Source organism: Pseudomonas sp. Ag1 (assembly GCF_000278565.1).
Taxonomy (GTDB): domain Bacteria; phylum Pseudomonadota; class Gammaproteobacteria; order Pseudomonadales; family Pseudomonadaceae; genus Aquipseudomonas.
This window is the reverse complement of record NZ_AKVH01000111.1, coordinates 209,154-232,576: the sequence shown is the minus strand read 5'-3', so window position 1 is coordinate 232,576 and position 23,423 is coordinate 209,154. Positions and strand designations below refer to the sequence as shown.

Sequence of the window (23,423 nt, the reverse complement as noted above, 5' to 3'; positions counted from 1 at the left end):
TCAGGCCAGGACAACTATCAGCGCAACACCGGCAAACTCGTGGTGGACTTGATCTCCGACAAGGCCACTATCGAGTTGACCTCCTGAATCCCCGGCACCATCGACAGCTTCTCAAAGAAAAACCGCTCATACGCCTCGATGTCCGACGTGACGATCCGCAGTAAAAAGTCCACCGCCCCCATCAGCACATAACATTCCAACACTTCCGGAAAACCGCGAATCGCCTCGGTGAATTCAGTGAAGTTGGAACGGCCGTGGGCGTTGAGTTTCACCTCGGCAAAAATCTGCGTATTAAGGCCGATTTTCTTGCGATCCAGCAGGGTGACCTGGCCGCGAATCACACCCTCCTCTTTCAGCCGCTGAATCCGGCGCCAGCACGGCGACTGCGACAGGCCGACCTTTTCGGCGATCTGCGCGCTGGAGAGCGAAGCGTCTTCCTGCAACAGCGCGAGAATGCGCCGGTCGTACACGTCCAATTCAGCGTGCATAGAAATACCCATTAATCATGATTTAAAGAATTACATGATTCTCTTATAAGCCAATACAGGCTGTTTTAGATAAGAAATCTCCCGCAACGAATGCAAAAATTTCTCCAGTCGAATCCGGAGAATCATCATGCACGTCGTCGAAGCCTCCCACCCCGCCCAACGCGTTGACGCCTGGGCCGTCAGCAATGCCCACTGCCAGGCGCACTATCAAATGCTCGCCGAGGCTGAACCCGACGTGTTGTGCCGGGTGCTCAACTATTTTGCCCTGCAGTTCCTGGTGCCACGTCAGGTGAGCGTGCAGCGTGAAGACGACCTGCTGGCGATCGATATCGTGATGGATGGCCTGAGCTGGCACCGGGCCCAGGTGATCGGCGAAAAACTTCGTAACCTGATCAGTGTGTGCTCGCTGGAGCTGCGCCCGGCAGATGCTGCGCGGCCTCTGGCGGTTCAGGCGGCCGGTCAGTAAAAGCCTGCAATAAACCCCGGAGGCCGAAGCGCAAAGCGTGACTAGCCTGAGGACTACGCCTAATCGTTGCCCAGGAACGTCACCATGTCCGTTGCGCCAAATCCCCAGGATCGCTGGCTGGAAATCCATCAGTTGTTGCCTGCCCTGATCGACCAGGGCCTGGTGCCCGCCGACCTGGCTCTACCGGCGAACAGTGGGCTGCATCCCCTGGAATGCATTGCCAGCCAGGGGCCGTCTCTGGAAATGCTGACCGAATGGCTCGCCCGCCACTGCGGCCAGCCCTACCTGCGTATCGACCCGTTGAAAATCGACGTCGCGGCGGTGGTGCCGCTGATGTCATACGCCTTTGCCCAGCGCCACAAGATCCTGGCGGTTGCGGTCGACGCCCACAGCGTTACCGTCGCCAGTGCCCAGCCTTACGTGAGTAGTTGGGAAGCAGGCCTGGCTCAGGTGTTGAAGCGCTCCATCAAGCGGGTGCTGGCCAATCCCCAGGAGATCCAGCGCTGCACCGTGGAGTTTTACCGACTGGCGAAATCGGTCAGCGGCGCCATTGATCAAAAAACCTCCGGCGCGCCGAATATCGAACAACTGCTCAATCTCGGCGCCAGCGACCAGGAGCCCGACGCCAACGACGCGCACATCGTCAACATCGTCGACTGGCTGTTGCAGTACGCCTTTGGCCAGCGGGCCAGTGATATCCATATCGAACCCGGACGCGATCAGGGGCGCGTGCGTTTTCGCATCGACGGGCTGCTGCATGACGTCTATCAATTCCCATCCCAGGTGACGATGGCGGTGGTCAGCCGCCTGAAAAGCCTGGGCCGGATGAACGTGGCGGAAAAACGCAAACCCCAGGACGGCCGGGTGAAGACCAAAAGCCCCACGGGCGGGGAAGTGGAGCTGCGCCTGTCGACCTTGCCCATAGCCTTCGGCGAAAAGCTGGTGATGCGAATTTTTGACCCGCAGGTGCTGCACAAGGATTTCCAGCAACTGGGACTTTCCAACGATGACCTGCAACGCTGGCAATCCATGACCGGCCAGGCCAACGGCATCATCCTGGTCACCGGCCCTACCGGTTCCGGCAAGACCAGCACGCTGTACACCACGCTCAAGCAATTGGCCACTCGCGAGGTCAACCTGTGCACCGTCGAAGACCCGATCGAGATGGTGGAGCCGGCCTTTAACCAGATGCAGGTGCAGCACAACATCGACCTGACCTTCGCCAGCGGCATCCGCGCCCTGATGCGCCAGGACCCGGACATCATCATGATCGGCGAGATTCGCGACCTGGAAACCGCAGAAATGGCGATCCAGGCCGCCCTGACCGGGCACCTGGTGCTGTCGACGTTGCACACCAACGATGCGCCCGGCGCCATCAGCCGCTTGCTGGAACTGGGCATTCCCCATTACCTGATCAATGCCACGCTGCTGGGGGTGATGGCCCAGCGCCTGGTCAGACTGTTGTGCCCGCACTGCAAGCGGCAAGCCGGGCAGGTCCATCAGGCAGTGGGTTGCGGCGAGTGCCGGGAAAGTGGCTATCGGGGTCGAGCCGGGGTCTACGAGATCATGCTGATGAACGATCGCCTCAAGGCTCTGGTCAGCCCGGGCACCGACCTCCAGGCCCTGCGTCTGGCGGCCCTTGACCAGGGAATGTGCAGCTTGCGGTCCGCCGGTATGCGCAAGGTAATGGCAGGACTGACAACACTTGAAGAGGTACTGCGAGTGACGCCTGGGGATTCAGAAACAAATCCTTTGATCGATGGCGCGGTAATCCGTCCTTATCCGTGACAACACCGTTACAATCGGAAAAACCTCGCTTCACCGTCACCAGACAAGGAATCGTTATGCAGATCGGAACCGTACTGCTTCTTTTTGTAGGCTTGGCCGTCGCCATCCTCTTCATGGGTTTCAAGGTGGTCCCGCAGGGTTACCAGTGGACAGTCGAGCGCTTCGGCCGCTACACCAACACCCTCAAGCCCGGCCTGAACATCATCATTCCGGTCATGGACCGCATCGGTCGCAAGATCAACGTGATGGAAAGCGTGCTGGATATCCCACCCCAGGAAGTCATCACCGCTGACAACGCCACGGTGCAGATCGACGCCGTGTGCTTCTTCCAGGTGGTCAATACCGCCCAGGCTGCCTACGAGGTGAACAACCTCGAACACGCCATCCGCAACCTGCTGCAAACCAACATCCGTACCGTGCTCGGCTCCATGGAGCTGGATGCGATGCTCAGCCAGCGTGACGGCATCAACGAAAAACTGCTGCGCACCGTCGACGAAGCCACCGCACCGTGGGGCATCAAGATCACCCGGATCGAGATCAAGGACATCAGCCCGCCTGCCGACCTGATGGCCGCCATGTCCGGCCAGATGAAGGCCGAGCGGATCAAGCGTGCGCAGATCCTCGAGGCCGAAGGCCTGCGAGCCTCCGCGATCCTGACCGCCGAAGGCAAGAAGCAGGCGCAGATCCTGGAGGCCGAAGGTGGTCGTCAGGCCGCCTTCCTGGAATCCGAAGCCCGCGAACGTCAGGCCGAGGCCGAAGCCCGCGCCACTCAAGTGGTATCGGAAGCCATCGCCACCGGTAACGTGCAGGCCATCAACTACTTCGTCGCCCAGAAATACATCGACGCACTGGGCAAGCTGGCCTCGGCCAACAACAGCAAGGTGATCCTGATGCCGCTGGAAGCCAGCCAGGTGATTGGCGCAGTCGGCGGCATCGGCGAAATCGTCAAGGCAACCTTCGACAACAAGAAAGCCTGAGGCACGCACCATGTGGGAATTCCTGCAGCACCTGTCGTTTTGGGACTGGCTGGCACTGGGCACGGTGCTGTTGATCCTTGAAGTGTTCGGTGCCGGTGGTTATCTGCTGTGGATGGGCATCGCCGCGGCAGCCGTGGGCGTGATCAAGTTCCTGGTGCCGAGCCTGGGGTTGGAGTGGCAACTGCTGCTGTTCGCCGTGTTGTCGATCCTCACGGCGGTGTACTGGTGGCGACGCCAGCGCAGCAGCGCCAAGGTCAGCGACCAGCCGGGGCTGAACATGCGCGGCTCCGAGTTGATCGGTCGCACCTTTGTGGTGCATCAGGCCATCGTCGAGGGCCGTGGCAAGATCAAGGTGGGTGACGGTGTGTGGATGGCATCCGGGCCGGACGCGCCGGCTGGGGCACACGTACGTGTCATTGGTCAGGAAGGCGTTATTTTGCAGGTTGAAACTGTTTAGTCATCCATGGAACTCGGCTGGGCTATCTACAATCAAACTGTTCAGATAACCCAGTCGGAGTCACCCATCATGCGTCTAAAATATGCTGTCGCAACCCTCGCTGTGCTTTCCCTTCCTGTCGGTTCAGCCATGGCCGACAGCTTCTGGCGTAATGTCATCTCATCGGGTGCCACGACCGGCTCGACGTACCTGACCTTCAAGGACCACAAAATGGTAGTCGCCGCCCAGGACGACGCCGGTAGCTTCGTCGCCAGTGACGGCAACATCCGTGGCCCATACCTGGAAGCTGCGATGCAGAAAGTCCGCGCCGATAACCCTGGCCTCAAGGCCACGGATATGGACCTGGCGAACGCAATCCTGGCAAAAAACGCCATTGCTTCCGAGTAATACCGCCGCATAAAAAATGCCGTTCCTCGAGAGCGGCATTTTTTTGCCCTGATTTCCTACGCCAGACGCTGGCGATTCCGCATCTGAACAGGAAAAGTCCTGTCGAGTTGCAGGCGCGCCCGGCAACAAGCTATCGATTCCCTTCAGACTGAGTGAATCGATGACCATGCAAAAACTCTCCTACGCCCTGCTGCTCGCCGCGGTTGCCACGCCTTATGCCCAGGCAGAAAGCTGGTACGGGTCGGCAAAGCTCAACAGCGCCCGGCAGAATCTCTCAAGCTCACTGCTGACCAGCCCACGCGTAACCCACCGGGTAGAAGCCCCCGACAGCAGCAAGACTTTCACCGGCTCATTCGCCGTGGGCTATGCCTTTGCCGATGGCTGGCGCCTGGAGGGGGAATACACGATGCCCAGCCACTCGACCTTCAAATCCCATTGGGCACCGTTCAATGCCAACGTCAACAGCCTGCGCACCGACAGCCAGCGCCTGATGCTCAACGGTTATAAAAACATCCCGATCAATGAATGGCTGTCGTTCTACGGTATGGCGGGAGTCGGCGTGGCCCAGGTTGACGCCGAGGGTTACCAGACCAACGACACCCGCCGTTTCGCCAGCAATCGCCAATACAACTTCGCCTACAGCGTTGGCCTGGGGCTGGATGCCAAGGTCAGCGAAACCCTGACCCTGGGTACCGGCTGGCGTTACGTGGACATGGGCGGGATCGAGACCGGCTACAACACGTTCGCCAATCGGATCAACGCCCGGGACGAACAGCTCAAAGGCAAGCTCAAAGAGCAGAACGTGTTTCTTGAGGCACGCGTTGCCTTCTGACACCGATGCTGAAATGCCGCTCCCGAGGCGGCATTTTTTGTTTCAGGCGCGACGATTCATTCACAGGCGACAGGCTATATTCAGTCGAGCCGTGCAACCATGCGCGGCATTGATATGCTTTTTTCTCAGCGCCTTTCTGAAACGGATGCCTTCAACGTCATGAGCCAACTGCCCTTTCTGCCGTTCTCCAAGCCCACCATTGATGAAGCCACCATCTCGGCGGTGGGCGACGTACTGCGCTCCGGCTGGATCACCAGCGGGCCGAAAGTGCAGGCGTTCGAAGCGCAGTTGTCGGAATACTTTGGCGGGCGCCCGGTGCGCACCTTCAACTCGGGCACCTGCACCATGGAGATCGCCTTGCGCATCGCCGGTATCGGCCCTGGAGATGAAGTCATCACCACCCCGATTTCGTGGGTCGCCACGGCCAACGTGATTCTGGAAGTCGGCGCCACTCCGGTGTTCGCCGATATCGACCCCGTAACCCGCAATATCGACCTGGCCCAGGTAGAAGCCGCGATCACGCCGCGCACCAAGGCGATCATCCCGGTGTACCTGGCCGGTCTGCCACTGGACATGCCATTGCTCTACGCCCTGGCCAACAAGTACAACCTGCGCATCGTCGAAGACGCCGCCCAGGCCCTGGGCTCCAGCTGGGATGGCCAGCGCATTGGTGCTACCGGCGATTTCGTGTCGTTCAGCTTCCAGGCGAACAAAAACATCACCTCATCCGAAGGCGGCTGCCTGGTATTGAACAACGCTGAAGAAGCGCGCCTGGCGGAAAAATATCGCCTGCAGGGCGTGACCCGCACCGGCTTCGACGGCCTGGACGTGGATGTACTCGGCGGCAAGTTCAATATGACCGACATCGCAGCGGCCATCGGCCTGGGCCAATTTGCCCACATCGAGAAGATCACTGCCCATCGCCAGGAACTGGCACGGCACTATTTCGAATGCTTCGGCAGTGATTTCGAAGAAAAGTACGGCGCGCAATTGCCACCGGCAGACTTCGAAAACAGCAACTGGCACCTGTTCCAGCTGGTACTGCCGGAGCGCCAGGACGGGTTGCCGGCGCGCGCAACGTTCATGGAGCAGATGCAGGCCCACGGCGTCGGCATTGGCTATCACTACCCGCCGATCCACCTGCTGAGCTTGTACAAGGCGCAGGGATTCAAGGAAGGCATGTTCCCGGTAGCGGAAAAAGTCGGGCGTTTGATTGTGTCGTTGCCGATGTTCACGGCGATGACGAAGGCGGATGTAGAGCGTTCGGTAGCGGCGGTCAAAGCGGTATTGAAGCGCGGATAAAACCTTTGCGGGAGCCGGTTGCCGGCTCCCGCAGCGGGATCACTCGCCGATGGCAGCCTTGTAACCGGCAGCGTCCAGCAGCTTGTCCAGCTCAGCCGAGTTGCTTGGCTTGAGCTTGAAGATCCAGGCGCCGTAAGGGTCGGAGTTCAACAGTTCTGGCTCGCCGCTCAAGGCGTCGTTCACCGCGATCACTTCGCCAGCAATTGGCGAGTAGATATCCGAAGCGGCCTTAACGGATTCAACTACACCCGCCTGCTGAGTCGCCTCAAATACGTTGCCGACTTCGGTCAACTCAACGAACACTACATCCCCCAATGCTTCCTGGGCATGGTCCGAGATCCCGACGGTCACGGTGCCGTCAGCTTCCAGACGGGCCCATTCGTGACTTTCGGCAAAACGCAGGTCGGCAGGGATATCGCTCATAGTCTGTGTCCTCAAGGAAAAATGTCAGCGGCCATTGGCCCGCCGGAAAAGTTAGATCAATGTTTTGCCATGGCGCACGAACGTCGGTTTGACCACCCGAACCGGGTACCACTTGCCGCGGATTTCCACCTCGGCCCGGTCAGCAGTCGCCGACGGCACACGCGCCAGGGCAATGGATTTGCTTAGCGTAGGAGAGAAACTACCACTGGTGATCTCTCCTTCGCCAACATTGGCGATACGAACCACCTGGTGAGCGCGTAAAACCCCGCGCTCTTCCAGCACCAGGCCGACCAGCTTGGACTTCACACCCGCAGCCTTTTCGGCTTCCAGGGCGGCGCGGCCGATGAAATCCCGCTCGGCCGGCTCCCAGGCGATGCTCCAGGCCATGTTGGCTGCCAGGGGCGAAACGTCCTGATGAATATCCTGACCGTAGAGGTTCATGCCGGCCTCAAGGCGCAGCGTGTCGCGGGCGCCGAGGCCGATGGGCGAAATGCCTGCGCCTACCAGGTCGTTGAAGAACGCCGGGGCCTGATCGGCCGGCAGGACAATTTCAAGACCGTCTTCGCCGGTGTAACCGGTGCGCGCGATAAACCAGTCGCCGTCAGCCAGGCCTTCAAAGGGCTTGAGCTGATGGATCAGGGTGGCGCGGGACTGGGTCACCAGTTCAGCGATCTTTTGCCGGGCATGGGGGCCTTGAATGGCGAGCATGGCCAATTCGGGCCGCTCGCGGAGCTGGGCCTGATAGCTGCCGAGCCGAGCCTGCATCCAGGCCATGTCCTGGTCACGGGTGGCGGCGTTGACCACCAGCCGGTAACCGCCCTCGGTACGGTAGACGATCATGTCGTCCACCACGCCGCCCTGCTCGTTGAGCATGGCGCTGTATAACGCGCGGCCGCAGCCGTGCAATCGGTCAACATCATTGGCCAGCAAATGCTGGAGCCATTCCTTGGCCTGGGGGCCTGTGATATCGATCACGGTCATATGGGATACATCGAACACCCCGCAGTCGCGTCGCACCTGATGGTGCTCCTCAACCTGCGAGCCGTAGTGCAAAGGCATATCCCAACCGCCAAAATCGACCATTTTCGCGCCAAGGGCGAGATGCAGGTCATACAGAGGCGTGCGCTGTCCCATGGGTTTCTCCTTCCGGGCGTGGCGAAGGTGCGGACGGTCGCCGTTCGGGCCGCACGCCTTGAAATACAAGGCCTGTAGCCGCGTTCAGCAACCCGATCTGAAAGATCGACCGCACCGAATGCCGCGCATTGTAGCCTCAAGCCGTAGGACTGGCACCTAACCGATTCGTCGCGCCGAACGTCGGATCAACCCGATGACCGGTAACAGCCCCACCAATACCAGGGTCAGGGCCGGCAGCGAAGCCCGCGCCCACTCCCCTTCGCTGGTCATCTCGAAAATCCGCACCGCCAGCGTGTCCCAGCCGAACGGGCGCATCAGCAGGGTCGCCGGCATTTCCTTGAGCACATCGACAAACACCAGCAGCGCCGCGCTCAGGGTGCCCGGCAGCAAAAGTGGCAGATACACTTTGCAAAACAGTCGCGGCCCGCTGACCCCAAGACTGCGGGCGGCTTCCGGCAAGGATGGACGGATTCGCGCCAGGCTGTTTTCCAGCGGCCCGTAGGCCACCGCAATGAAGCGCACCAGATACGCCAGCAGCAAGGCCGACAAACTGCCCAGTAACAGCGGTTTGCCGGCGCCCCCCAGCCAGCCGGAGACCGGGATCACCAGTTCACGATCCAGGTAGCTGAACGCCAGCATGATCGACACCGCCAGTACCGAGCCGGGCAGCGCGTAGCCTACGTTGGCCAGGCTGATGCCGGAGCGGATGGCCCGGGTGGGCGCCAGGCGATGGGCGAACGCCAGCACCAGGGCCACGCTGACGGTGATCAGGGCAGCCATACCGCCCAGGTACAGGGTATGGACGATCAAACCGGCGTAGCGCTCGTCCAGGTCGAAACGGCCACGCTGCCAGAACCAGGCCACCAGTTGCAGCATCGGGATCACGAACGCGCAGGCGAACACCAATCCGCACCAACCGCTGGCCAACGCCGCCTTGAACCCGCGCAGATGGTAAAGCGCCTTGCCGCGAGGTCGCTCGTTGCTCGGCCGGCTGGCGCCCCGGGCACGGCGTTCGCCGTACAGCACCAGCATCACCACCAACAGCAACAGGCTGGCCAGTTGCGCGGCACTGGAGAGGCTGAAAAAGCCGTACCAGGTCTTGTAGATCGCGGTGGTAAAGGTGTCGAAGTTGAACACCGAGACGGCACCGAAATCCGCCAGGGTTTCCATCAGCGCGAGGGCCACGCCCGCACCGATGGCGGGACGCGCCATGGGCAGGGCCACCCGCCAGAACGCTTGCCACGGCGACTGCCCCAAGACACGCGCCGCTTCCATCAGGCCTTTGCCCTGGGCGAGGAACGCGGTGCGTGCCAGCAGATAAACGTAGGGGTAGAACACCAGCACCAGCACGATGATCACACCGCTGGTCGAGCGCACACGCGGCAGGCGCAAGCCTGTACCAAACCATTCGCGCAGCAGGGTTTGCACCGGGCCGGAGAAGTCCAGCAGGCCGACGAAGACGAAGGCGAGCACATAGGCGGGAATCGCGAAGGGCAGCATCAACGCCCAGTCCAGCCAGCGCCGGCCGGGGAATTCGCAGAGGCTGGTCAGCCAGGCCAGGCTGACGCCCAGCAGCGTAACGCCCACACCGACGCCCAGCACCAGGGTCAAGGTGTTGCCCAGCAGACGTGGCATCTGGGTTTCCCACAGGTGGGACCAGATCTGGTGGTCGATGGTCTGCCACGACAGCAACAGCACGCTCAACGGCAGCAGCACCAGGGCGGCGACGGTGAAGACCGGCAGGTACCAGCGGCGTTGGGCGGGATGGGCCAAAGGTTAATTCTCAGAGAATGAATAGCTTGAAGCCAGCGCTAACCAATGTGGGAGCGGGCTTGTGTGGGAGCGGGCTTGCTCGCGAAAGCGGCGTGTCAGTCAACGCCTATGTGACTGATACACCCTCTTCGCGAGCAAGCCCGCTCCCACACAAGCCCGCCCCCACATTTAGATCGGCGGCGCCTTGCAAATTGTATCTAGTTCCAGCCAGCGCGATCCATCAAGCGAATCGCCTCAGCCTGACGCTTGCCCGCCACTTCCACCGGCAATGTGTCAGCTACAAACTTGCCCCAGGTCGCCACTTCCGCCGACGGCGGCACCGCCGGGTTGGCCGGGAATTCCTGGTTCACATCCGCAAAGATCTTCTGCGCTTCCGGCGTGGTCATCCACTCCACCAGCGCCTTGGCTGCTTCCGGGTGCGGTGCATGCTTGGTCAGGCCGATGCCCGACAGGTTGACGTGCACCCCGCGGTCGCCCTGGTTCGGCCAGAACAACTTCACCGCCAGGTCCGGCTTCTGCTTGTGCAGGCGGCCGTAGTAGTAGGTGTTCACGATGCCCACGTCACACTGCCCGGCGTTGATCGCTTCCAGCACGGCAATGTCATCGGAGAACACGTCGGTGGACAGGTTGTTGACCCAGCCCTTGACGATTTCCTCGGTCTTGGCCGCGCCGTGGGTTTCGATCAGGGTGGCGGTCAGCGACTGGTTGTAGACCTTCTTCGCGGTGCGCAGGCACAGGCGGCCTTCCCACTGTTTGTCGGCCAGGGCTTCGTAGGTGGTCAGGTCGCCCGGTTTCACGCGATCGGTGGAGTAGGCGATGGTCCGCGCTCGCAGGCTCAGGCCGGTCCAGGCATGGGCCGAAGAACGGTATTGAAGGGGAATATTCTTGTCGATCACCGCAGAGGTGAACGGCTGCAGGATGCCCATCTGCTCGGCCTGCCAGAGGTTGCCGGCGTCGACGGTGAGCAGCAGGTCGGCGGTGGCGTTTTCACCTTCGGCCTTGATGCGCTGCATCAGCGGCGCTTCCTTGTCGGTGATGAACTTCACCTGCACGCCGGTCTTCTTGGTGTAGGCGTCGAACACCGGCTTGATCAGTTCGTCGATGCGCGAGGAGTAGACCACGACCTCATCGGCCGCCTGCACGGTGGTGCTGCCGATAAGAGTGAGTGCCAGGGCAGTCAGGAGGCGCTTGGGTGCCAGCATGGGTGCGGTCTCTCATTTGCAAAAAGAGCGCAAATGATAAGGACTCACATTTGGTAACGCTCAACGGAGCCGTTACCAGATGTTGCACAGCGTACTCAGGCCTTGGCCAGCTCCGGCAAATCCCCGGTCAAACCCAATGCCTGACGCACAAACAACGCCTTGGCCTCCGGCATCTGCTCAACCACCTTCAGCCCTGCATTACGCAGCCAGCGCAACGGCAGTTGATCGGCCTGGAACAACCGCTCAAAGCCTTCCATCGCCGCCATCAGCGCCAGGTTGTGCGGCATGCGCCGACGCTCGTAACGGCTGAGCACCTTCACATCCGCCAGGCGCTCGCCGCGCTCGTTGGCCGCCAGCAGCACCTCGGCCAGCACGGCCGCATCGAGGAAGCCCAGGTTCACGCCCTGCCCCGCCAGCGGATGAATGACGTGGGCCGCGTCGCCAATCAATGCCAGGCCTTCGGCCACGTAGCGTTTGGCGTGGCGCTGACGCAACGGCACGCACAGCCGTGGATCGGCGCTTATCACGCTGCCCAGGCGGCCTTCGAAGGCATTTTCCAGTTCACGGCAGAAGCTTTCATCGTCCAGCGCCATCAAGCGCTCGGACTCACTCGGGGTGGTCGACCAGACGATCGAACACCAGTCTTCCTGCCCGTCCCGCACCAGCGGCAGGAACGCCAGCGGGCCATTGTCGGTAAAACGCTGCCAGGCCGTCTTTTGATGCACCTGGCTGCTGCGCACACTGGTGACGATGGCGTTGTGCAAATAATCCCACTCACGGGTAGCGGTGCCGGTCAGGCGACGTACTGCCGAGTTGGCACCGTCCGCCGCGACCACCAGTGGCGCGCGCAAGGTGCGGCCATCGGCGAGGGTCAGCAGCCAGTCATCGCCGGAGCGGCGCATCTGTTCCAGGCGCGCATTGGCCAACAGGCCGAGGTCGCAGTCGTGCAGGCGGTCGAGCAAGGCGTCCTGGACCACACGGTTTTCGACGATATGCCCCAGCACCTCGGCATGCACGCTGGCCGCCGAGAAGTGGATCTGCCCGGTGCCGCTGCCGTCCCACACCTGCATCTCGCCGTACGGGCTGGCACGTCGCTCGACAATGCCGCCCCACACGCCAAGGCGCTCGAGGATGCGCTGGCTGGCGGCCGACAAGGCGCTCACCCGCGGTTCGAACGCAGCATGAGGGTCGAACGGCTTGACGCTCAGGGGGCTGCCGTCGAGCAGCAGCACCTGCAGGCCACTGCCCTGCAACGCCAGCGCCAGGGCGCTTCCGACCATTCCGGCCCCGACAATCAGCACATCTGCGCGCATGTCCATGCTTTAAGCCTGTCTCGATTGCAGCTTGCGCCGCACGTAAAGGGTTTTGTCGACCCGCGCCACCAGGGTGCCGGAGCCGTCATGAATCTGTACCTTGAGCTGCGGTAAATACTTGTCGCCGCTGGCGGTGTGCTGGCGAATCTCGTCCAGCAACGCTTGGTCGATGGAAAATTCGGCGAACACCGGGCCTTTGCCCGGCGAGATAAAGTCGATAGCGGCAGCCTTGTCCCAGACAATGTAGTCGCGGCCCAGGTTCTCCATCAGCATCAGCATGTAGAACGGGTCGACCATCGAATACAGGCTGCCGCCAAACTGCGTGCCGACGTAGTTGCGGTTGTACCAGCCCAGGCCCATGCGCACCTTGACCTCGCGGAAATCGCTGCCGATGTGCAACACCCGAACTCCGGCCCCGAGGTACGGCGGGTACAGGGTCATGATCCAGCGCAACAGCCGCGCCTTGCCCAGGCGTCGGGTCAGCCACTCACGCATCGGGACGGGTGCCCAGGCCCATGGCCTGGCGCGCGAACCAGCGCTTGGCCGGCGGCAGCAAGTCGAGGCCCAGCAAGCCCATGTTGCGGCCCAGCGCGACCAACGGTTGCGCACTGCCAAACAGGCGGGTGACCTGATCGGAGAAGCCGACGGTGAGTTTCTGGTCCATGCGCTGACGCTCGCGGTAAGCCTGCAGTGTCGCCAGGTCGCCCGGAATCGCCGGCCCGGCCAGCAGCGCCTCGGCCAACGCGTAGGCATCCCGCAGGGACAGGTTGAAGCCCTGACCGGCAATCGGGTGCAGGCTGTGGGCGGCATTGCCAAGTACGGCCAGATGAGAGCGCACTTGTTCTTCCGCTTCCACGAGCGTCAGCGGGTACAGGTGGCGCGCACCGACTTGCTTGAGGGTGCCCAGGCGGTAGCCGAACACGCCCTGCAGTTCACTCAGGAAGCTGCGTTCGTCCAGCTCGGCCAGGCGCTTGGCGTCCATGCCGATGCGGGTCCAGACCAGCGCGCAACGGTTGTCCGGCAACGGCAGCAAGGCCATCGGGCCTTCGTCGGTGAACCGCTCGAACGCCTCGCCGTTGTGGGCCTCGCTTGGGGTGATGTTGGCGATCAGCGCGCTCTGGTTGTACGGCCGCTTTTTAACGCCGATGCCCAGTTGCTCGCGCAAACCTGAGCGACCGCCATCGGCCAGCACCGCGAGGTCGCACTCCAGCACGGTTTCGTCATTGAGGGTCAGGCGGTAGCCATCGGCAAGCGGCTCCATGCGCGTAACTTCCGCCGGGCAACGCCAACTGACCACGTCCTTGTCCAGCCCTTGCCACAGGCATTGGCCCAGCCAGGCGTTTTCCACCACGTAGCCAAGCGCCGGCACGCCCTCTTCCATGGCCGACAGGCGCGCAGTAGAGAAGCGGCCACGGTCCGACACATGAATCTGTTTGATCGGCTCGGCGCGGCGAGAGATTTCCTGCCACACGCCCAACCGTTGATAGATCTGCCGCGCGCCAAAGGACAGCGCTGAAGAACGCGCGTCATAGCTCGGCTGGTAGCTGTCGCCGGGGGCAAACGGCTCGATCAGCACGATCTTCCAGCCCCGGGCCTTGGCCCCGGCCTGCAAGGCCAATGCGAGGCTGGCACCCACCAGGCCGCCGCCGATAATCGCCAGGTTGACCCGGCTCATCGGGCGCTCGCCATCAATGCTTCGATCTCGGCGACGGACTTGGGCACGCCACCGGTCAGAATTTCACAGCCTTGCTTGGTCACCACCACGTCGTCCTCGATGCGTACGCCAATGCCACGCCATTTCTTCGCCACGTTCTGGTTGTCCGGCGAGATGTAAATCCCCGGCTCCACGGTCAGTGCCATGCCAACTTCCAGCACCCGCCACTCGCCGCCGACCTTGTATTCGCCCACATCGTGCACATCCATCCCCAGCCAGTGGCCGGCGCGGTGCATGTAGAAGGCTTTATAGGCTTCACTGGCGATCAGTTCGTCGACATCACCCTGCAACAATCCCAGCTTCACCAGCCCGGCAGTGATCACTTGCACCGTCGCCTCGTGGGCCTGGTTCCAATGCTTGTTCGGGGCGATTTCGGCAAAGGCGGCTTCCTGGGAAGCCAGCACGATTTCATAAATCGCCTTCTGCTCGGCGGAAAACTTGCCGCTCACCGGCCAGGTGCGGGTGATGTCGCTGGCGTAGCAGTCGATCTCGCAACCGGCGTCGATCAGCACCAGGTCACCATCCTTGAGCACCGCGTCATTCTGCTGGTAGTGCAGGATGCAGCTGTTGCGCCCCGAGGCGACGATGGAACCATAGGCCGGCATCTTCGCCCCGCCCTTGCGAAACTCGTAGTCGAGCTCCGCTTCCAGGCTGAACTCATGCAACCCGGCGCGGCTGGCCTGCATCGCCCGTACATGGGCCGCGCAGGAAATCCGTGCCGCCTCGCGCATCACCTTCACTTCTGCCGCCGATTTATACAGGCGCATGTCGTGAAGCAGATGATCCAGGGCAACAAATTCGTTCGGCGGCTGGGCGCCGAGGTGCGCTTTAGAGCGGATCACGTTGATCCACTCCATCAGGTGCCGGTCGAATTCGGCATTGCTGCCCATGGCCGAATACACCCGGTCACGGCCTTCGATCAGGCCGGGCAGGATGTCGTCGATATCGGTAATCGGGAAGGCGTCATCGGCGCCGAACTCGCGAATCGCGCCTTCGGTGCCCGCTCGCAGGCCGTCCCACAGTTCGCGCTCGGCGTTGCGTTCGCGGCAGAACAGCACGTACTCGCCGTGTTGGCGGCCAGGCATCAGCACGATCACCGCTTCCGGTTCCGGGAAGCCGCTCAGGTACTGGAAGTCGCTGTCCTGGCGGTAGACGTGCTCGACGTCACGGTTGCGGATGGCTACCGCGGCCGCCGGCAGGATGGCGATGCTGTTGGGTTCCATCTGCGCCATGAGCGCCTTGCGGCGCCGGGTGTATTCCGCTTTGGGGATATGGATCATGGGCAGATGGGCTTCCTTTCTTAGTGCAGCGACGGCTTGGGTGCAGCGGGCTCAGCCGATTTACGGGTCTCGGTGAACAGCAGCAGCGGCGCGACGCGCAGGTATTCCATGACTTCCATGTAGTCGCTTTCGCCGTCTTCGGACTCTTCCAGGGCGTCTTGCACCTGAGAGATGGCGGCCAGGTCCTGCAGCACTTCCTGGGCATCGGTGCTCAGGTCGAGGCCGCCGGCGTTCACGCCGAAACCGTGGAGGAAGCCTTGGCACCATTGGCCCAACGCGGCGGCACGCTCGGTGAGCGGCGCGTCATCGGTAGGCAGCAGCAGGACGACGGTGACGTCATCACCGGTCAGCTCGCCTTTAACCATCTCTTGCAGGCCGATGAGCGCATTGCGCACGTTTTCGGTAGGCTCGGTTTCCAGCAGCTCGGCGACGTCGGCCAGCCAGTTGTCGGCATCAAAGCCGACACCGGTGCAGCTGCGGCCCAGCAGCACGCCGTGCAGTTCGGCAGGCGAGCAAGGATGACCGCTGGAACTCAGCAGTTTGGAAAAAGCATCGTACGGGGAGTTCTGAATGGGCATGGTGAGCTAGGCGCCAGACGGCGCAATGTCTAGAATGAAGCGCTGTATCCTAGCATCGGCAGACGTACCAAGACTATCGAGGGCGTCAGATCGTTTATCCAGCAGTTGCCATTCATCAGACAAAATCCAGTGGAACCCAATGGAAGACACCGACCTGCAAGCGCTGATGGCCAGACTCGAGCTGCTAATTAACCGGGTCGAGCAACTTAAGAGCCAAAACGGACTCCTATTAGCTCAGGAAAAGACCTGGCGCGAGGAACGCGCTCACCTCATTGAAAAAAACGAAATCGCCCGGCGTAAGGTCGAATCGATGATTTCGCGCCTGAAGGCCCTGGAGCAAGACTCATGAGTTCAAGCAATAGCGTCACCGTGCAGATTCTCGACAAAGAATATTCGATCATCTGCCCCCAGGAAGAACGCAGCAACCTGGTGAGCGCTGCCCGCTACCTGGACGGCAAGATGCGCGAAATCCGCAGCAGCGGCAAAGTCATCGGCGCCGATCGCATCGCCGTGATGGCCGCCCTGAACATTACCCACGATCTGCTGCATAAGCAGGAACGGCCTGACGTGCAGGCCAGCGGCTCGACGCGCGAGCAGGTGCGCGACCTGCTGGAGCGGGTCGATCTGGTACTTTCTACCGATCCAGAGCCACCCAAGGGCTGATTGCGGCGTCGGTTTCGGGTATACTCGCCCGACTCCCTGGCGTGCTTGCCAGTCGGCGATGTCCCTGAGCCGATTCGCACTACCCTGGAAGTTACACGTTGGGCTGGTGTGCATGTCCGCTAGACGGAAAGCCTTAAAGCCTACTGTTTCTTCCACCTTGAACTTTCGGGTTCAAGGGCTAAGTCGACAGCGGTTCTGTCGGGGAGCCTGATTCCCAAATCCAATGCCAGTCCCAGGACTGGCATTGTTTTATGAGCCGAAAACCATGACCGAACCTGCGCCGCTTTCCCGCCCGCAACTTCGACGCATGCTGCGCAACGCCCGCCGCGCCCTGACGCCAAGCGAGCAACGCCAGGCCGCCCTGGGCCTGTATCGGCAACTGGCACAGCACCCGCTGTTTCGCCGGGCCAAACACCTATCCTTATATCTACCGACGGACGGTGAAATCGATCCGCGCCTGCTGCTGCGCGCTGCACAGCGCCGGGGCAAGGCGACGTACCTGCCGGTGCTCAGTGCATGGCCGCGAACCAAGATGGTATTCCAGCGAGTGCGCCCCGGCGAAAAGCTGAGGCCCAACCGTTTTCGCATCCTCGAGCCCCAGGTAAATGCCAGCCGGCAACGCAAGGTCTGGGCGCTGGACCTGGTGCTGCTGCCACTGGTTGGTTTTGATGATGTGGGCGGACGGTTGGGCATGGGCGGCGGGTTTTATGACCGCAGCCTGGCCTACATGGCCCGCCGGAAATCCTGGCGCAAGCCGACGCTGTTGGGCCTGGCCCATGAATGCCAGAAGGTCGAACGATTGGCACAGGCAAGCTGGGATGTACCGCTTGAGGGCACAGTCACCGATAAGGATTGGTATATAGCAGAGACGCTACTGGAATCAGCAGCGCCTTGAAGACGGGTCAGCGTTTGAACGGTTGCGGCTGTTGCTGTGCGAGTTCAATCGGTGCGTCAGTCTTGTTCGACCACAAGCTCTGCGCATAGCCGGTGGTCACAACGCCCAGGCCGAACAAAATAACCAAAATCCATAGTAAATCCGGTTTGCGTTTCATCGATTGCCCCCCTTCAGGCATCTTGCACACGATGACAGCAACGTTCCATTAGTAGTCCGTGCCAGCTGCGTCAAGCTCAAAACCCCGGCATTCTGCGTTAACGTGAACCAACACGCAAACCTTGACGCCAACCGACTGTCGGTTTGTCATAAAATTGCAGGACAACTTTCCCAATCGACTTTTGAGGAGCGAAAACATGGCCTATTGGCTGATGAAATCCGAGCCTGATGAACTGTCCATCAAGGGCCTGGAAAAGCTCGGCGAGGCCCGGTGGGACGGGGTGCGCAACTACCAGGCGCGGAACTTCCTGCGGGCGATGGCGGTGGGTGACCAGTTCTTCTTCTACCACTCCAGCTGCCCGGAACCGGGGATTGCCGGCATCGGTAAAATCGTCGAGGCAGCCTACCCGGACCCGACCGCGCTGGAGCCCGACAGTCATTATTTCGACGCCAAGGCCAGCCCTGAAAAAAATCCGTGGAGCGCGATCAATGTTGCCCACGTCGAGACCTTTGCGAAGGTCCTGGGGCTGGGCTATCTGAAACAGCAAACCGCCCTCGCCGAGTTGCCCCTGGTGCAAAAAGGCAGCCGCCTTTCGGTGATGCCGGTCACCGCCGAGCAATGGGCCGCCGTACTCGGCCTGCGCTGAAACAGCAGAACCCTGCGGTCACGCCCATGGCGCATGCATCTGCGCGCCAACCGGGTTAGGCTGGCGCTTCATTTGACCCGCATCAAGGGCCTCCGGGCAGGATCGGTCAAACTAGGACGCTAACGCCGCAGGATGCACCCATGTCGACGAACCACCGTACCTCCCATCTTTTCGCCATTCCATTGATTGTCTTGCTGCTGGCCGCCGGCGGCTTCGGCTATTGGCAATCCACCCAGGACCGCCTGCCCGAAGGCTTGAGCATGGGCAATGGCCGGCTGGAATCGACTGAAGTGCAGATCGCCGCCAAGATCCCCGGGCGCCTCGCCGAAGTGCGGGTGGACGAAGGCGACAAGGTGCTCAAGGGCCAACTGCTGGCGCGCATGGACACCCGCACCCTGGAAGCCCAGCGCGCCCAGGCCGAAGCCGAAGTGCTGCGGGCCAGGGAGAATTTCGCTGCTGCCGAAGCCAATGTGCAACTGCGCCGGAGCGAACAACTGCTGGCCAGCCAGGAACTCAAGCGCACCCAGGAGCTGTACAAGCGCGGCTTCGCCAGCGGCCAGTTGATCGACCAGCAGCAAGCCCGCCAGAACACCGGCAATGCCGCGGTGGTTGCTGCACAGGCCCAGGTCAATTCGGTAAAAGCCGCCATCGGTGCGGCCCAGGCCCAGGTCGCGCAGCTCACCAGCGAAATCGAAGACAGCAGCCTGCGGGCGCCCATCGACGGCATCATCCAGTTGCGCCTGGCCGAGCCGGGTGAAGTACTCGGCGCCGGTGGCCGCGTGTTGCTGCTGATCGACCCCAACGATCAGTACATGAACCTGTATCTGCCGGCCTCGGTGACCGGCGCCCTGACCGTCGGCAGCGAAGCGCGGATCGTCCTCGACGCCCTGCCGAAGCAACCGCTGCCGGCGAAAATCAGCTTCGTCGCCGCCAAGTCGCAGTTCACCCCCAAGGAAGTGGAAACCCGCGACGAACGCCAGAAGCTGGTGTTCCGGGTCAAGCTGCGCCTGACCCAACCAAGCGCCGTGCCCCAAGCCAAACCGGGCATGCCCGGCGCCGGCTATGTGCGCACCGCTGACCTGGACTGGCCGGCCAACCTGCAATGAACGGCCTGGCGCTGCACGCCACGGGGATCAACCATCGCTACGGCAAGCAACAGGCGCTGATCGACATCGCCTTCAGCCTGCCTGCCGGCACACGCTGCGGGTTGATCGGCCCGGACGGCGCCGGCAAGTCGAGCCTGCTGGGCTTGATCGCCGGGGTCAAAAAGCTTCAACAGGGCGAGCTGCAAGTACTCGGTGGCGCCATCGAAGACCGCCGCCACCGCAACAGCCTGTACCCGCGTATCGCCTTCATGCCTCAAGGCCTGGGCGGTAACCTTTACCCCGAGCTGTCCATCAGCGAAAACATCCGGTTCTTTGCCACGCTGTTCGGCCTGTCAAAAGCCGATTGCGACCAGCGCATGCACAACCTGCTGCTCGCCACCGACCTCGCACGCTTCGCCGAGCGACCTGCCGGCAAGCTCTCCGGCGGCATGAAGCAGAAACTCGGCCTGTGCTGTGCACTGATCCACGACCCTGACCTGTTGATCCTCGACGAACCCACCACCGGCGTCGACCCGCTGTCCCGTCGACGCTTCTGGGAACTGGTGGAAACCGTACGCAGCGAACGCCCGCAGCTCACACTGCTGGTGGCCACCGCCTACATGGAAGAAGCCGAGCAGTTTGAACACTGCCTGATGCTCGACCGCGGCAAGCTGATCGCCGACGGCCTGAGCAGCGAACTCGCCGCCGCGACGCCCAGCGGCAAACTGGATGAAGCCTTCACCCATTTCCAGGGCGACAGTGCCCATAACAATGAACCGCTGGTGATTCCGCCCCGGCAAAGCGACAACACCGACATCGCCATCGAAGCCCACGACCTGACCTTGCGCTTCGGCGACTTCACGGCAGTCAACAAGGTCAGCTTCGCCATAGGCCGGGGCGAGATCTTTGGTTTCCTCGGCTCCAACGGCTGCGGCAAGACCACCACCATGAAAGTCCTCACCGGGTTGATGCCCGCCACCGAGGGCACCGCCACGCTGCTGGGCAACCCGGTCAACGCCAAGGACCTGGCCACCCGCAAGCGCGTGGGTTTCATGTCGCAAAGCTTCTCGCTGTACGGCGAACTCAGCGTGCGCCAGAACCTGGTGCTGCATGCGCAGTTGTTCGACCTGCCCAAGGCCGAGAGCGGCCAGCGCATCGACGAGTTGATCAAGCGTTTTGACCTGGGCGACGTTGCCGAGCAGCCGTCCGGCGAGTTGCCGCTGGGCCTGCGCCAGCGCTTGTCCCTGGCGGTGGCGGTGCTGCACCGCCCGGAAGTGCTGATCCTCGATGAGCCGACCTCGGGCGTCGACCCGGCCGCGCGGGATGACTTCTGGCGGCTGCTGATCGAACTGTCCCGGGAACAGGGCGTGACGATCTTCCTGTCCACCCACTTCATGAACGAAGCCCAGCGCTGCGACCGCATCTCGCTGATGCACGCGGGCAAGGTGCTGGCCTGCGACACGCCGGACGCGCTGCAACAGCAGTTCCACGGCGAAACCCTGGAAGCGGCGTTCGTCACCTGCCTCGAACAGGCCCAAGGCGCGCCCGAAGCGACCACCGCGCCCTCCGAAACCGTCAGCGAACCCATGGCCCCACCCGTCAGCAAACGCGGGTTCAGCGTCGCCCGCCTGTTGGCCGTGGCCAGCCGCGAAGGCAAGGAACTGCTGCGGGACAAAGTGCGCATGGCCTTCGCCCTGTTGGGGGCGATTTTCATGATGGTGATCTTCGGCTACGGCATTTCCCTGGACGTGGAGAAGCTCGCCTTCGCCGTCTACGACCAGGATCAGACGCCGCAAAGCCGGGCCTACTTGGAAGCCTTTCGCAGTTCGCGCTATTTCGCCGAACAGCCGCCGATCACTGACTCCAACGAACTGCACAAACGCCTGCAACGCTCGGAAATCAAACTGGCGCTGGAGATTCCGCCAGGGTTCGGCCGCGATCTCTACGCCGGCCGCCAACCCGCCGTGGCCGCCTGGCTCGATGGCGGCATGCCGTTCCGTGCGGAAACCAGCCGCAATTATGTCGAGGCCGTGCACCAGGCCAACCTCCAACAACTGGCCGAACTGAACAGCACACCATTGAATCAGCAAGCGGCCGCCAAACTGGAAACCCGCTTTCGCTACAACCAGGACGTGGTCAGCGTGAACGCTATCGGTCCCGGCGTGATGGCGCTGATCCTCGCGTTTATCCCGGCGATGCTCACGGCCCTGGGGATCGTGCGCGAGAAGGAACTGGGCTCCATCACCAACTTCTACGCCACACCCCTGACCCGCCTGGAATTCCTGTTGGGCAAGCAGGCGCCGTACCTGGCCGTGAGCCTGATCAACCTGGGCCTGCTGGTGGCGATGAACCGCTGGCTGTTCGGCGTGCCGTTCAAGGGCAGCGGCGTGACCCTGGCTTTCGGCGGCCTGCTGTATGTGCTGGCCACCACCAGCATGGGCCTGCTGATTTCCGCGTTCACCCGCACCCAGATCGCAGCGATCCTCGGCACCATGATCATCACCAGCCTGCCGACCATCCAGTTCTCCGGGCTGATCGTGCCGCGCTCGTCCCTGGAAGGCGCCGCCGCGTTGATGGGCATGTTGTTCCCGGCGGGCTACTTCCTCGACATTGCGGTGGGCACCTTTACCAAGGCCCTGGACCTGCGTCAGCTATGGCCACAGTGCCTGGCGCTGTTCGGGTTTTTCCTGGGGTTCACCGGGCTTAGCCTGATCATGCTCAAGAAGCAGGAGGCCTGAGATGCACAAGTTCGCCCATATCCTGCGCCTCGGCATCAAGGAACTGACCAGCCTGCGCCACGACAGCGTGTTGCTGCTGTTCCTGTTCTACGCCTTTACCGTCGCCATCTATATGCCCGCCGCCGGCTCGGTGATCGGCGTGCACAACGCCAGCGTGGCCTTTGTGGATGAAGACCACAGCGCGCTTTCCCGGCAACTGGCCGAAGCGCTGCAACCGCCGGAATTCCAGGCGGCGGTGCCGTTGCCGTACGACCAACTGGACAAGGTGATGGACAGCGGCCAGTACACCTTCGTGATCAACGTGCCGGCGAATTTCCAGGCCGACCTGTTGGCCGGGCGCCAGCCGGGGGTGCAGGTCAACGTCGATGCCACGGCCATGAGCCAGGCATTCATGGGTGCCGGGTATATCGGACGGATTTTCCAGCGGGAATTGCTGACCTATGGCAACCAGGCCGATGCCGCCCAAAAGGCGCCGGCGCTGCTGACCACCCGGGCGCTGTTCAATACCAACCTGGAAGGCGGCTGGTTTCTGGCGGTGATCCAGATCGTCAACAACATCACCATCCTCGCCATCGTGCTGACCGGCACCGCGCTGCTGCGTGAGCGCGAACACGGCACCCTCGACCATTTGCTGGTGCTGCCGCTGACTGCGCTGGAAATCATGCTGGCGAAAATCTGGAGCAACATGCTGGTGGTGGTGCTGTGCACCTGGCTGTCGCTGGAAGTGGTGGTGAAAGGCTTGCTCGGCGTGCCGCTGGCCGGGTCGCTGACTTTGTTTTTGCTGGTGACGGCGCTGTACCTGTTTGCCAGTACTGCCCTCGGCATCTTCCTCGCCACCCTCGCCCGCTCGACGCCGCAGTTTGGCCTGCTGGCGATCCCGGTGATTATCCCGATGCTGCTGTTGTCCGGCGGCAGCACGCCGCTGGACAGCATGCCGCAGTGGTTGCAATGGGTGATGCAGGGCTCGCCGTCGACGCACTTTGTGAGCCTGAGTGCGGCGATTCTGTTCCGGGATGCGGGTGTGAATGTGGTGTGGCCGGACTTGCTGGCGCTGGCGGGGATTGGGTTGCTGTTCTTTGCGGTGGCGTTGGCGCGGTTCAGGAAGAGCCTGGCTTCCTGAGGTGT

At 62.1% G+C, this 23,423-nt stretch carries 25 protein-coding genes and 1 other RNA gene; 15 read left to right on the top strand and 11 right to left on the bottom strand.

Annotation, left to right across the window (positions count from 1 at the left end; genetic code table 11):
- Positions 1-17: 17 nt before the first annotated feature.
- The gene (locus A462_RS03680) at positions 18-488 is read right to left on the bottom strand and encodes an Lrp/AsnC family transcriptional regulator (protein ID WP_008438902.1); all 471 of its coding nucleotides are present in this window, start codon (positions 486-488) and stop codon (positions 18-20) included.
- A 127-nt stretch (positions 489-615) separates the two neighbouring features.
- Here A462_RS03680 and A462_RS03685 point away from each other — a divergent pair, with 127 nt between their 5' ends.
- The 7 genes from A462_RS03685 to A462_RS03715 all read left to right on the top strand — a co-directional run bounded on the left by A462_RS03685 (position 616) and on the right by A462_RS03715 (position 6,697).
- The gene (locus A462_RS03685; protein WP_008438901.1) at positions 616-954 is read left to right on the top strand and encodes a hypothetical protein; all 339 of its coding nucleotides are present in this window, start codon (positions 616-618) and stop codon (positions 952-954) included.
- Positions 955-1,038: 84 nt separating this feature from the next.
- On the top strand, positions 1,039-2,742 hold the full coding sequence (locus tag A462_RS03690; protein ID WP_008438900.1) for a GspE/PulE family protein: 1,704 nt from the start codon (positions 1,039-1,041) through the stop codon (positions 2,740-2,742).
- 56 nt (positions 2,743-2,798) lie between these two features.
- Entirely contained in the window at positions 2,799-3,719 is a 921-nt protein-coding gene (locus A462_RS03695; RefSeq protein WP_003213925.1) for an SPFH domain-containing protein, read from the top strand.
- A 10-nt stretch (positions 3,720-3,729) separates the two neighbouring features.
- Positions 3,730-4,176 (top strand): NfeD family protein, encoded by a 447-nt coding sequence (locus A462_RS03700; protein ID WP_008438897.1) that lies wholly within the window; start codon positions 3,730-3,732, stop codon positions 4,174-4,176.
- A gap of 69 nt (positions 4,177-4,245) precedes the next feature.
- Positions 4,246-4,563: a DUF2388 domain-containing protein gene (locus tag A462_RS03705; RefSeq protein WP_008438896.1), complete on the top strand. Its 318-nt coding sequence runs from the start codon at positions 4,246-4,248 to the stop codon at positions 4,561-4,563.
- Between the two features lie 160 nt (positions 4,564-4,723).
- Positions 4,724-5,395, top strand: coding sequence for an outer membrane protein (locus tag A462_RS03710; protein WP_008438895.1), 672 nt, complete (start codon positions 4,724-4,726; stop codon positions 5,393-5,395).
- Positions 5,396-5,554: 159 nt separating this feature from the next.
- Entirely contained in the window at positions 5,555-6,697 is a 1,143-nt protein-coding gene (locus A462_RS03715) for a DegT/DnrJ/EryC1/StrS family aminotransferase (protein WP_008438894.1), read from the top strand.
- Positions 6,698-6,736: 39 nt separating this feature from the next.
- Here the strand turns inward: A462_RS03715 and gcvH are convergent, their stop codons facing one another.
- From gcvH to A462_RS03760, 9 genes are all read right to left on the bottom strand, one after another.
- Positions 6,737-7,120: a glycine cleavage system protein GcvH gene (gene gcvH, locus A462_RS03720; RefSeq protein WP_008438893.1), complete on the bottom strand. Its 384-nt coding sequence runs from the start codon at positions 7,118-7,120 to the stop codon at positions 6,737-6,739.
- Between the two features lie 51 nt (positions 7,121-7,171).
- Positions 7,172-8,254: a glycine cleavage system aminomethyltransferase GcvT gene (gene gcvT, locus A462_RS03725; RefSeq protein ID WP_003213938.1), complete on the bottom strand. Its 1,083-nt coding sequence runs from the start codon at positions 8,252-8,254 to the stop codon at positions 7,172-7,174.
- Between the two features lie 156 nt (positions 8,255-8,410).
- On the bottom strand, positions 8,411-10,027 hold the full coding sequence (locus A462_RS03730; protein ID WP_003213940.1) for an ABC transporter permease: 1,617 nt from the start codon (positions 10,025-10,027) through the stop codon (positions 8,411-8,413).
- A 197-nt stretch (positions 10,028-10,224) separates the two neighbouring features.
- Complete coding sequence (locus tag A462_RS03735; protein ID WP_008438892.1) at positions 10,225-11,229, bottom strand: extracellular solute-binding protein; 1,005 nt, start codon at positions 11,227-11,229, stop codon at positions 10,225-10,227.
- A gap of 95 nt (positions 11,230-11,324) precedes the next feature.
- Positions 11,325-12,542 carry a 2-octaprenyl-3-methyl-6-methoxy-1,4-benzoquinol hydroxylase gene (locus A462_RS03740; protein WP_177020368.1) on the bottom strand — a complete coding sequence of 406 codons (1,218 nt, stop codon included), beginning with the start codon at positions 12,540-12,542 and terminating at the stop codon, positions 11,325-11,327.
- A gap of 9 nt (positions 12,543-12,551) precedes the next feature.
- Positions 12,552-13,037 (bottom strand): DUF4442 domain-containing protein, encoded by a 486-nt coding sequence (locus A462_RS03745; RefSeq protein WP_003213946.1) that lies wholly within the window; start codon positions 13,035-13,037, stop codon positions 12,552-12,554.
- Positions 13,030-14,217 (bottom strand): 2-octaprenyl-6-methoxyphenyl hydroxylase, encoded by a 1,188-nt coding sequence (gene ubiH, locus A462_RS03750; protein WP_003213948.1) that lies wholly within the window; start codon positions 14,215-14,217, stop codon positions 13,030-13,032. Before ubiH ends, A462_RS03745 begins: the two co-directional genes overlap by 8 nt.
- Positions 14,214-15,536 carry a Xaa-Pro aminopeptidase gene (gene pepP / locus A462_RS03755; protein ID WP_008438890.1) on the bottom strand — a complete coding sequence of 441 codons (1,323 nt, stop codon included), beginning with the start codon at positions 15,534-15,536 and terminating at the stop codon, positions 14,214-14,216. Before pepP ends, ubiH begins: the two co-directional genes overlap by 4 nt.
- Before the next feature lie 20 nt (positions 15,537-15,556).
- Complete coding sequence (locus A462_RS03760) at positions 15,557-16,114, bottom strand: YecA/YgfB family protein (RefSeq protein ID WP_003213952.1); 558 nt, start codon at positions 16,112-16,114, stop codon at positions 15,557-15,559.
- 139 nt (positions 16,115-16,253) lie between these two features.
- Here A462_RS03760 and A462_RS03765 point away from each other — a divergent pair, with 139 nt between their 5' ends.
- From A462_RS03765 to A462_RS03775, 4 genes are all read left to right on the top strand, one after another.
- Positions 16,254-16,463 (top strand): TIGR02449 family protein, encoded by a 210-nt coding sequence (locus A462_RS03765; protein WP_003213954.1) that lies wholly within the window; start codon positions 16,254-16,256, stop codon positions 16,461-16,463.
- A complete protein-coding gene (locus A462_RS03770; RefSeq protein ID WP_003213956.1) occupies positions 16,460-16,777 on the top strand; it encodes a cell division protein ZapA in 318 nt (105 codons plus the stop codon). Before A462_RS03765 ends, A462_RS03770 begins: the two co-directional genes overlap by 4 nt.
- A 30-nt stretch (positions 16,778-16,807) precedes the next feature.
- Positions 16,808-16,986, top strand: a non-coding RNA gene (ssrS, locus tag A462_RS33920) — 6S RNA.
- A 56-nt stretch (positions 16,987-17,042) separates the two neighbouring features.
- Positions 17,043-17,672, top strand: coding sequence for a 5-formyltetrahydrofolate cyclo-ligase (locus tag A462_RS03775; protein ID WP_008438889.1), 630 nt, complete (start codon positions 17,043-17,045; stop codon positions 17,670-17,672).
- Between the two features lie 7 nt (positions 17,673-17,679).
- On the opposite strand, the gene A462_RS34675 is transcribed toward A462_RS03775, so the two are convergent.
- Positions 17,680-17,829, bottom strand: coding sequence for a hypothetical protein (locus tag A462_RS34675; protein ID WP_003213959.1), 150 nt, complete (start codon positions 17,827-17,829; stop codon positions 17,680-17,682).
- Between the two features lie 196 nt (positions 17,830-18,025).
- Between A462_RS34675 and A462_RS03780 the strand changes: the two genes are divergently transcribed.
- The 4 genes from A462_RS03780 (at position 18,026) to A462_RS03795 (ending at position 23,418) form a co-directional block, all read left to right on the top strand.
- The gene (locus tag A462_RS03780; RefSeq protein WP_003213961.1) at positions 18,026-18,475 is read left to right on the top strand and encodes an EVE domain-containing protein; all 450 of its coding nucleotides are present in this window, start codon (positions 18,026-18,028) and stop codon (positions 18,473-18,475) included.
- Positions 18,476-18,615: 140 nt separating this feature from the next.
- Positions 18,616-19,581: an HlyD family secretion protein gene (locus A462_RS03785; RefSeq protein ID WP_003213963.1), complete on the top strand. Its 966-nt coding sequence runs from the start codon at positions 18,616-18,618 to the stop codon at positions 19,579-19,581.
- On the top strand, positions 19,578-22,298 hold the full coding sequence (rbbA, locus tag A462_RS03790) for a ribosome-associated ATPase/putative transporter RbbA (protein WP_003213964.1): 2,721 nt from the start codon (positions 19,578-19,580) through the stop codon (positions 22,296-22,298). The genes A462_RS03785 and rbbA overlap by 4 nt, the downstream gene beginning before the upstream one ends.
- 1 nt (position 22,299) lies before the next feature.
- On the top strand, positions 22,300-23,418 hold the full coding sequence (locus A462_RS03795; RefSeq protein ID WP_003213965.1) for an ABC transporter permease: 1,119 nt from the start codon (positions 22,300-22,302) through the stop codon (positions 23,416-23,418).
- Positions 23,419-23,423: the final 5 nt, after the last annotated feature.

Excerpts from the sequence above, each read along its gene's own strand:
- A462_RS03765 (WP_003213954.1), top strand. The coding sequence starts at position 16,254 with ATGGAAGACACCGACCTGCAAGCGCTGATGGCCAGACTCGAGCTGCTA.
- A462_RS03780 (WP_003213961.1), top strand. The coding sequence starts at position 18,026 with ATGGCCTATTGGCTGATGAAATCCGAGCCTGATGAACTGTCCATCAAG.
- gcvT (WP_003213938.1), bottom strand. The coding sequence starts at position 8,254 with ATGGGACAGCGCACGCCTCTGTATGACCTGCATCTCGCCCTTGGCGCG.
- rbbA (WP_003213964.1), top strand. The coding sequence starts at position 19,578 with ATGAACGGCCTGGCGCTGCACGCCACGGGGATCAACCATCGCTACGGC.
- A462_RS34675 (WP_003213959.1), bottom strand. The coding sequence starts at position 17,829 with ATGAAACGCAAACCGGATTTACTATGGATTTTGGTTATTTTGTTCGGC.
- A462_RS03745 (WP_003213946.1), bottom strand. The coding sequence starts at position 13,037 with ATGCGTGAGTGGCTGACCCGACGCCTGGGCAAGGCGCGGCTGTTGCGC.
- A462_RS03695 (WP_003213925.1), top strand. The coding sequence starts at position 2,799 with ATGCAGATCGGAACCGTACTGCTTCTTTTTGTAGGCTTGGCCGTCGCC.
- A462_RS03760 (WP_003213952.1), bottom strand. The coding sequence starts at position 16,114 with ATGCCCATTCAGAACTCCCCGTACGATGCTTTTTCCAAACTGCTGAGT.
- A462_RS03685 (WP_008438901.1), top strand. The coding sequence starts at position 616 with ATGCACGTCGTCGAAGCCTCCCACCCCGCCCAACGCGTTGACGCCTGG.
- A462_RS03690 (WP_008438900.1), top strand. The coding sequence starts at position 1,039 with ATGTCCGTTGCGCCAAATCCCCAGGATCGCTGGCTGGAAATCCATCAG.
- pepP (WP_008438890.1), bottom strand. The coding sequence starts at position 15,536 with ATGATCCATATCCCCAAAGCGGAATACACCCGGCGCCGCAAGGCGCTC.
- ubiH (WP_003213948.1), bottom strand. The coding sequence starts at position 14,217 with ATGAGCCGGGTCAACCTGGCGATTATCGGCGGCGGCCTGGTGGGTGCC.
- A462_RS03710 (WP_008438895.1), top strand. The coding sequence starts at position 4,724 with ATGACCATGCAAAAACTCTCCTACGCCCTGCTGCTCGCCGCGGTTGCC.
- gcvH (WP_008438893.1), bottom strand. The coding sequence starts at position 7,120 with ATGAGCGATATCCCTGCCGACCTGCGTTTTGCCGAAAGTCACGAATGG.
- A462_RS03705 (WP_008438896.1), top strand. The coding sequence starts at position 4,246 with ATGCGTCTAAAATATGCTGTCGCAACCCTCGCTGTGCTTTCCCTTCCT.
- A462_RS03775 (WP_008438889.1), top strand. The coding sequence starts at position 17,043 with ATGACCGAACCTGCGCCGCTTTCCCGCCCGCAACTTCGACGCATGCTG.
- A462_RS03735 (WP_008438892.1), bottom strand. The coding sequence starts at position 11,229 with ATGCTGGCACCCAAGCGCCTCCTGACTGCCCTGGCACTCACTCTTATC.
- A462_RS03770 (WP_003213956.1), top strand. The coding sequence starts at position 16,460 with ATGAGTTCAAGCAATAGCGTCACCGTGCAGATTCTCGACAAAGAATAT.
- A462_RS03715 (WP_008438894.1), top strand. The coding sequence starts at position 5,555 with ATGAGCCAACTGCCCTTTCTGCCGTTCTCCAAGCCCACCATTGATGAA.
- A462_RS03795 (WP_003213965.1), top strand. The coding sequence starts at position 22,300 with ATGCACAAGTTCGCCCATATCCTGCGCCTCGGCATCAAGGAACTGACC.
- A462_RS03785 (WP_003213963.1), top strand. The coding sequence starts at position 18,616 with ATGTCGACGAACCACCGTACCTCCCATCTTTTCGCCATTCCATTGATT.
- A462_RS03680 (WP_008438902.1), bottom strand. The coding sequence starts at position 488 with ATGCACGCTGAATTGGACGTGTACGACCGGCGCATTCTCGCGCTGTTG.
- A462_RS03700 (WP_008438897.1), top strand. The coding sequence starts at position 3,730 with ATGTGGGAATTCCTGCAGCACCTGTCGTTTTGGGACTGGCTGGCACTG.
- A462_RS03740 (WP_177020368.1), bottom strand. The coding sequence starts at position 12,542 with ATGCGCGCAGATGTGCTGATTGTCGGGGCCGGAATGGTCGGAAGCGCC.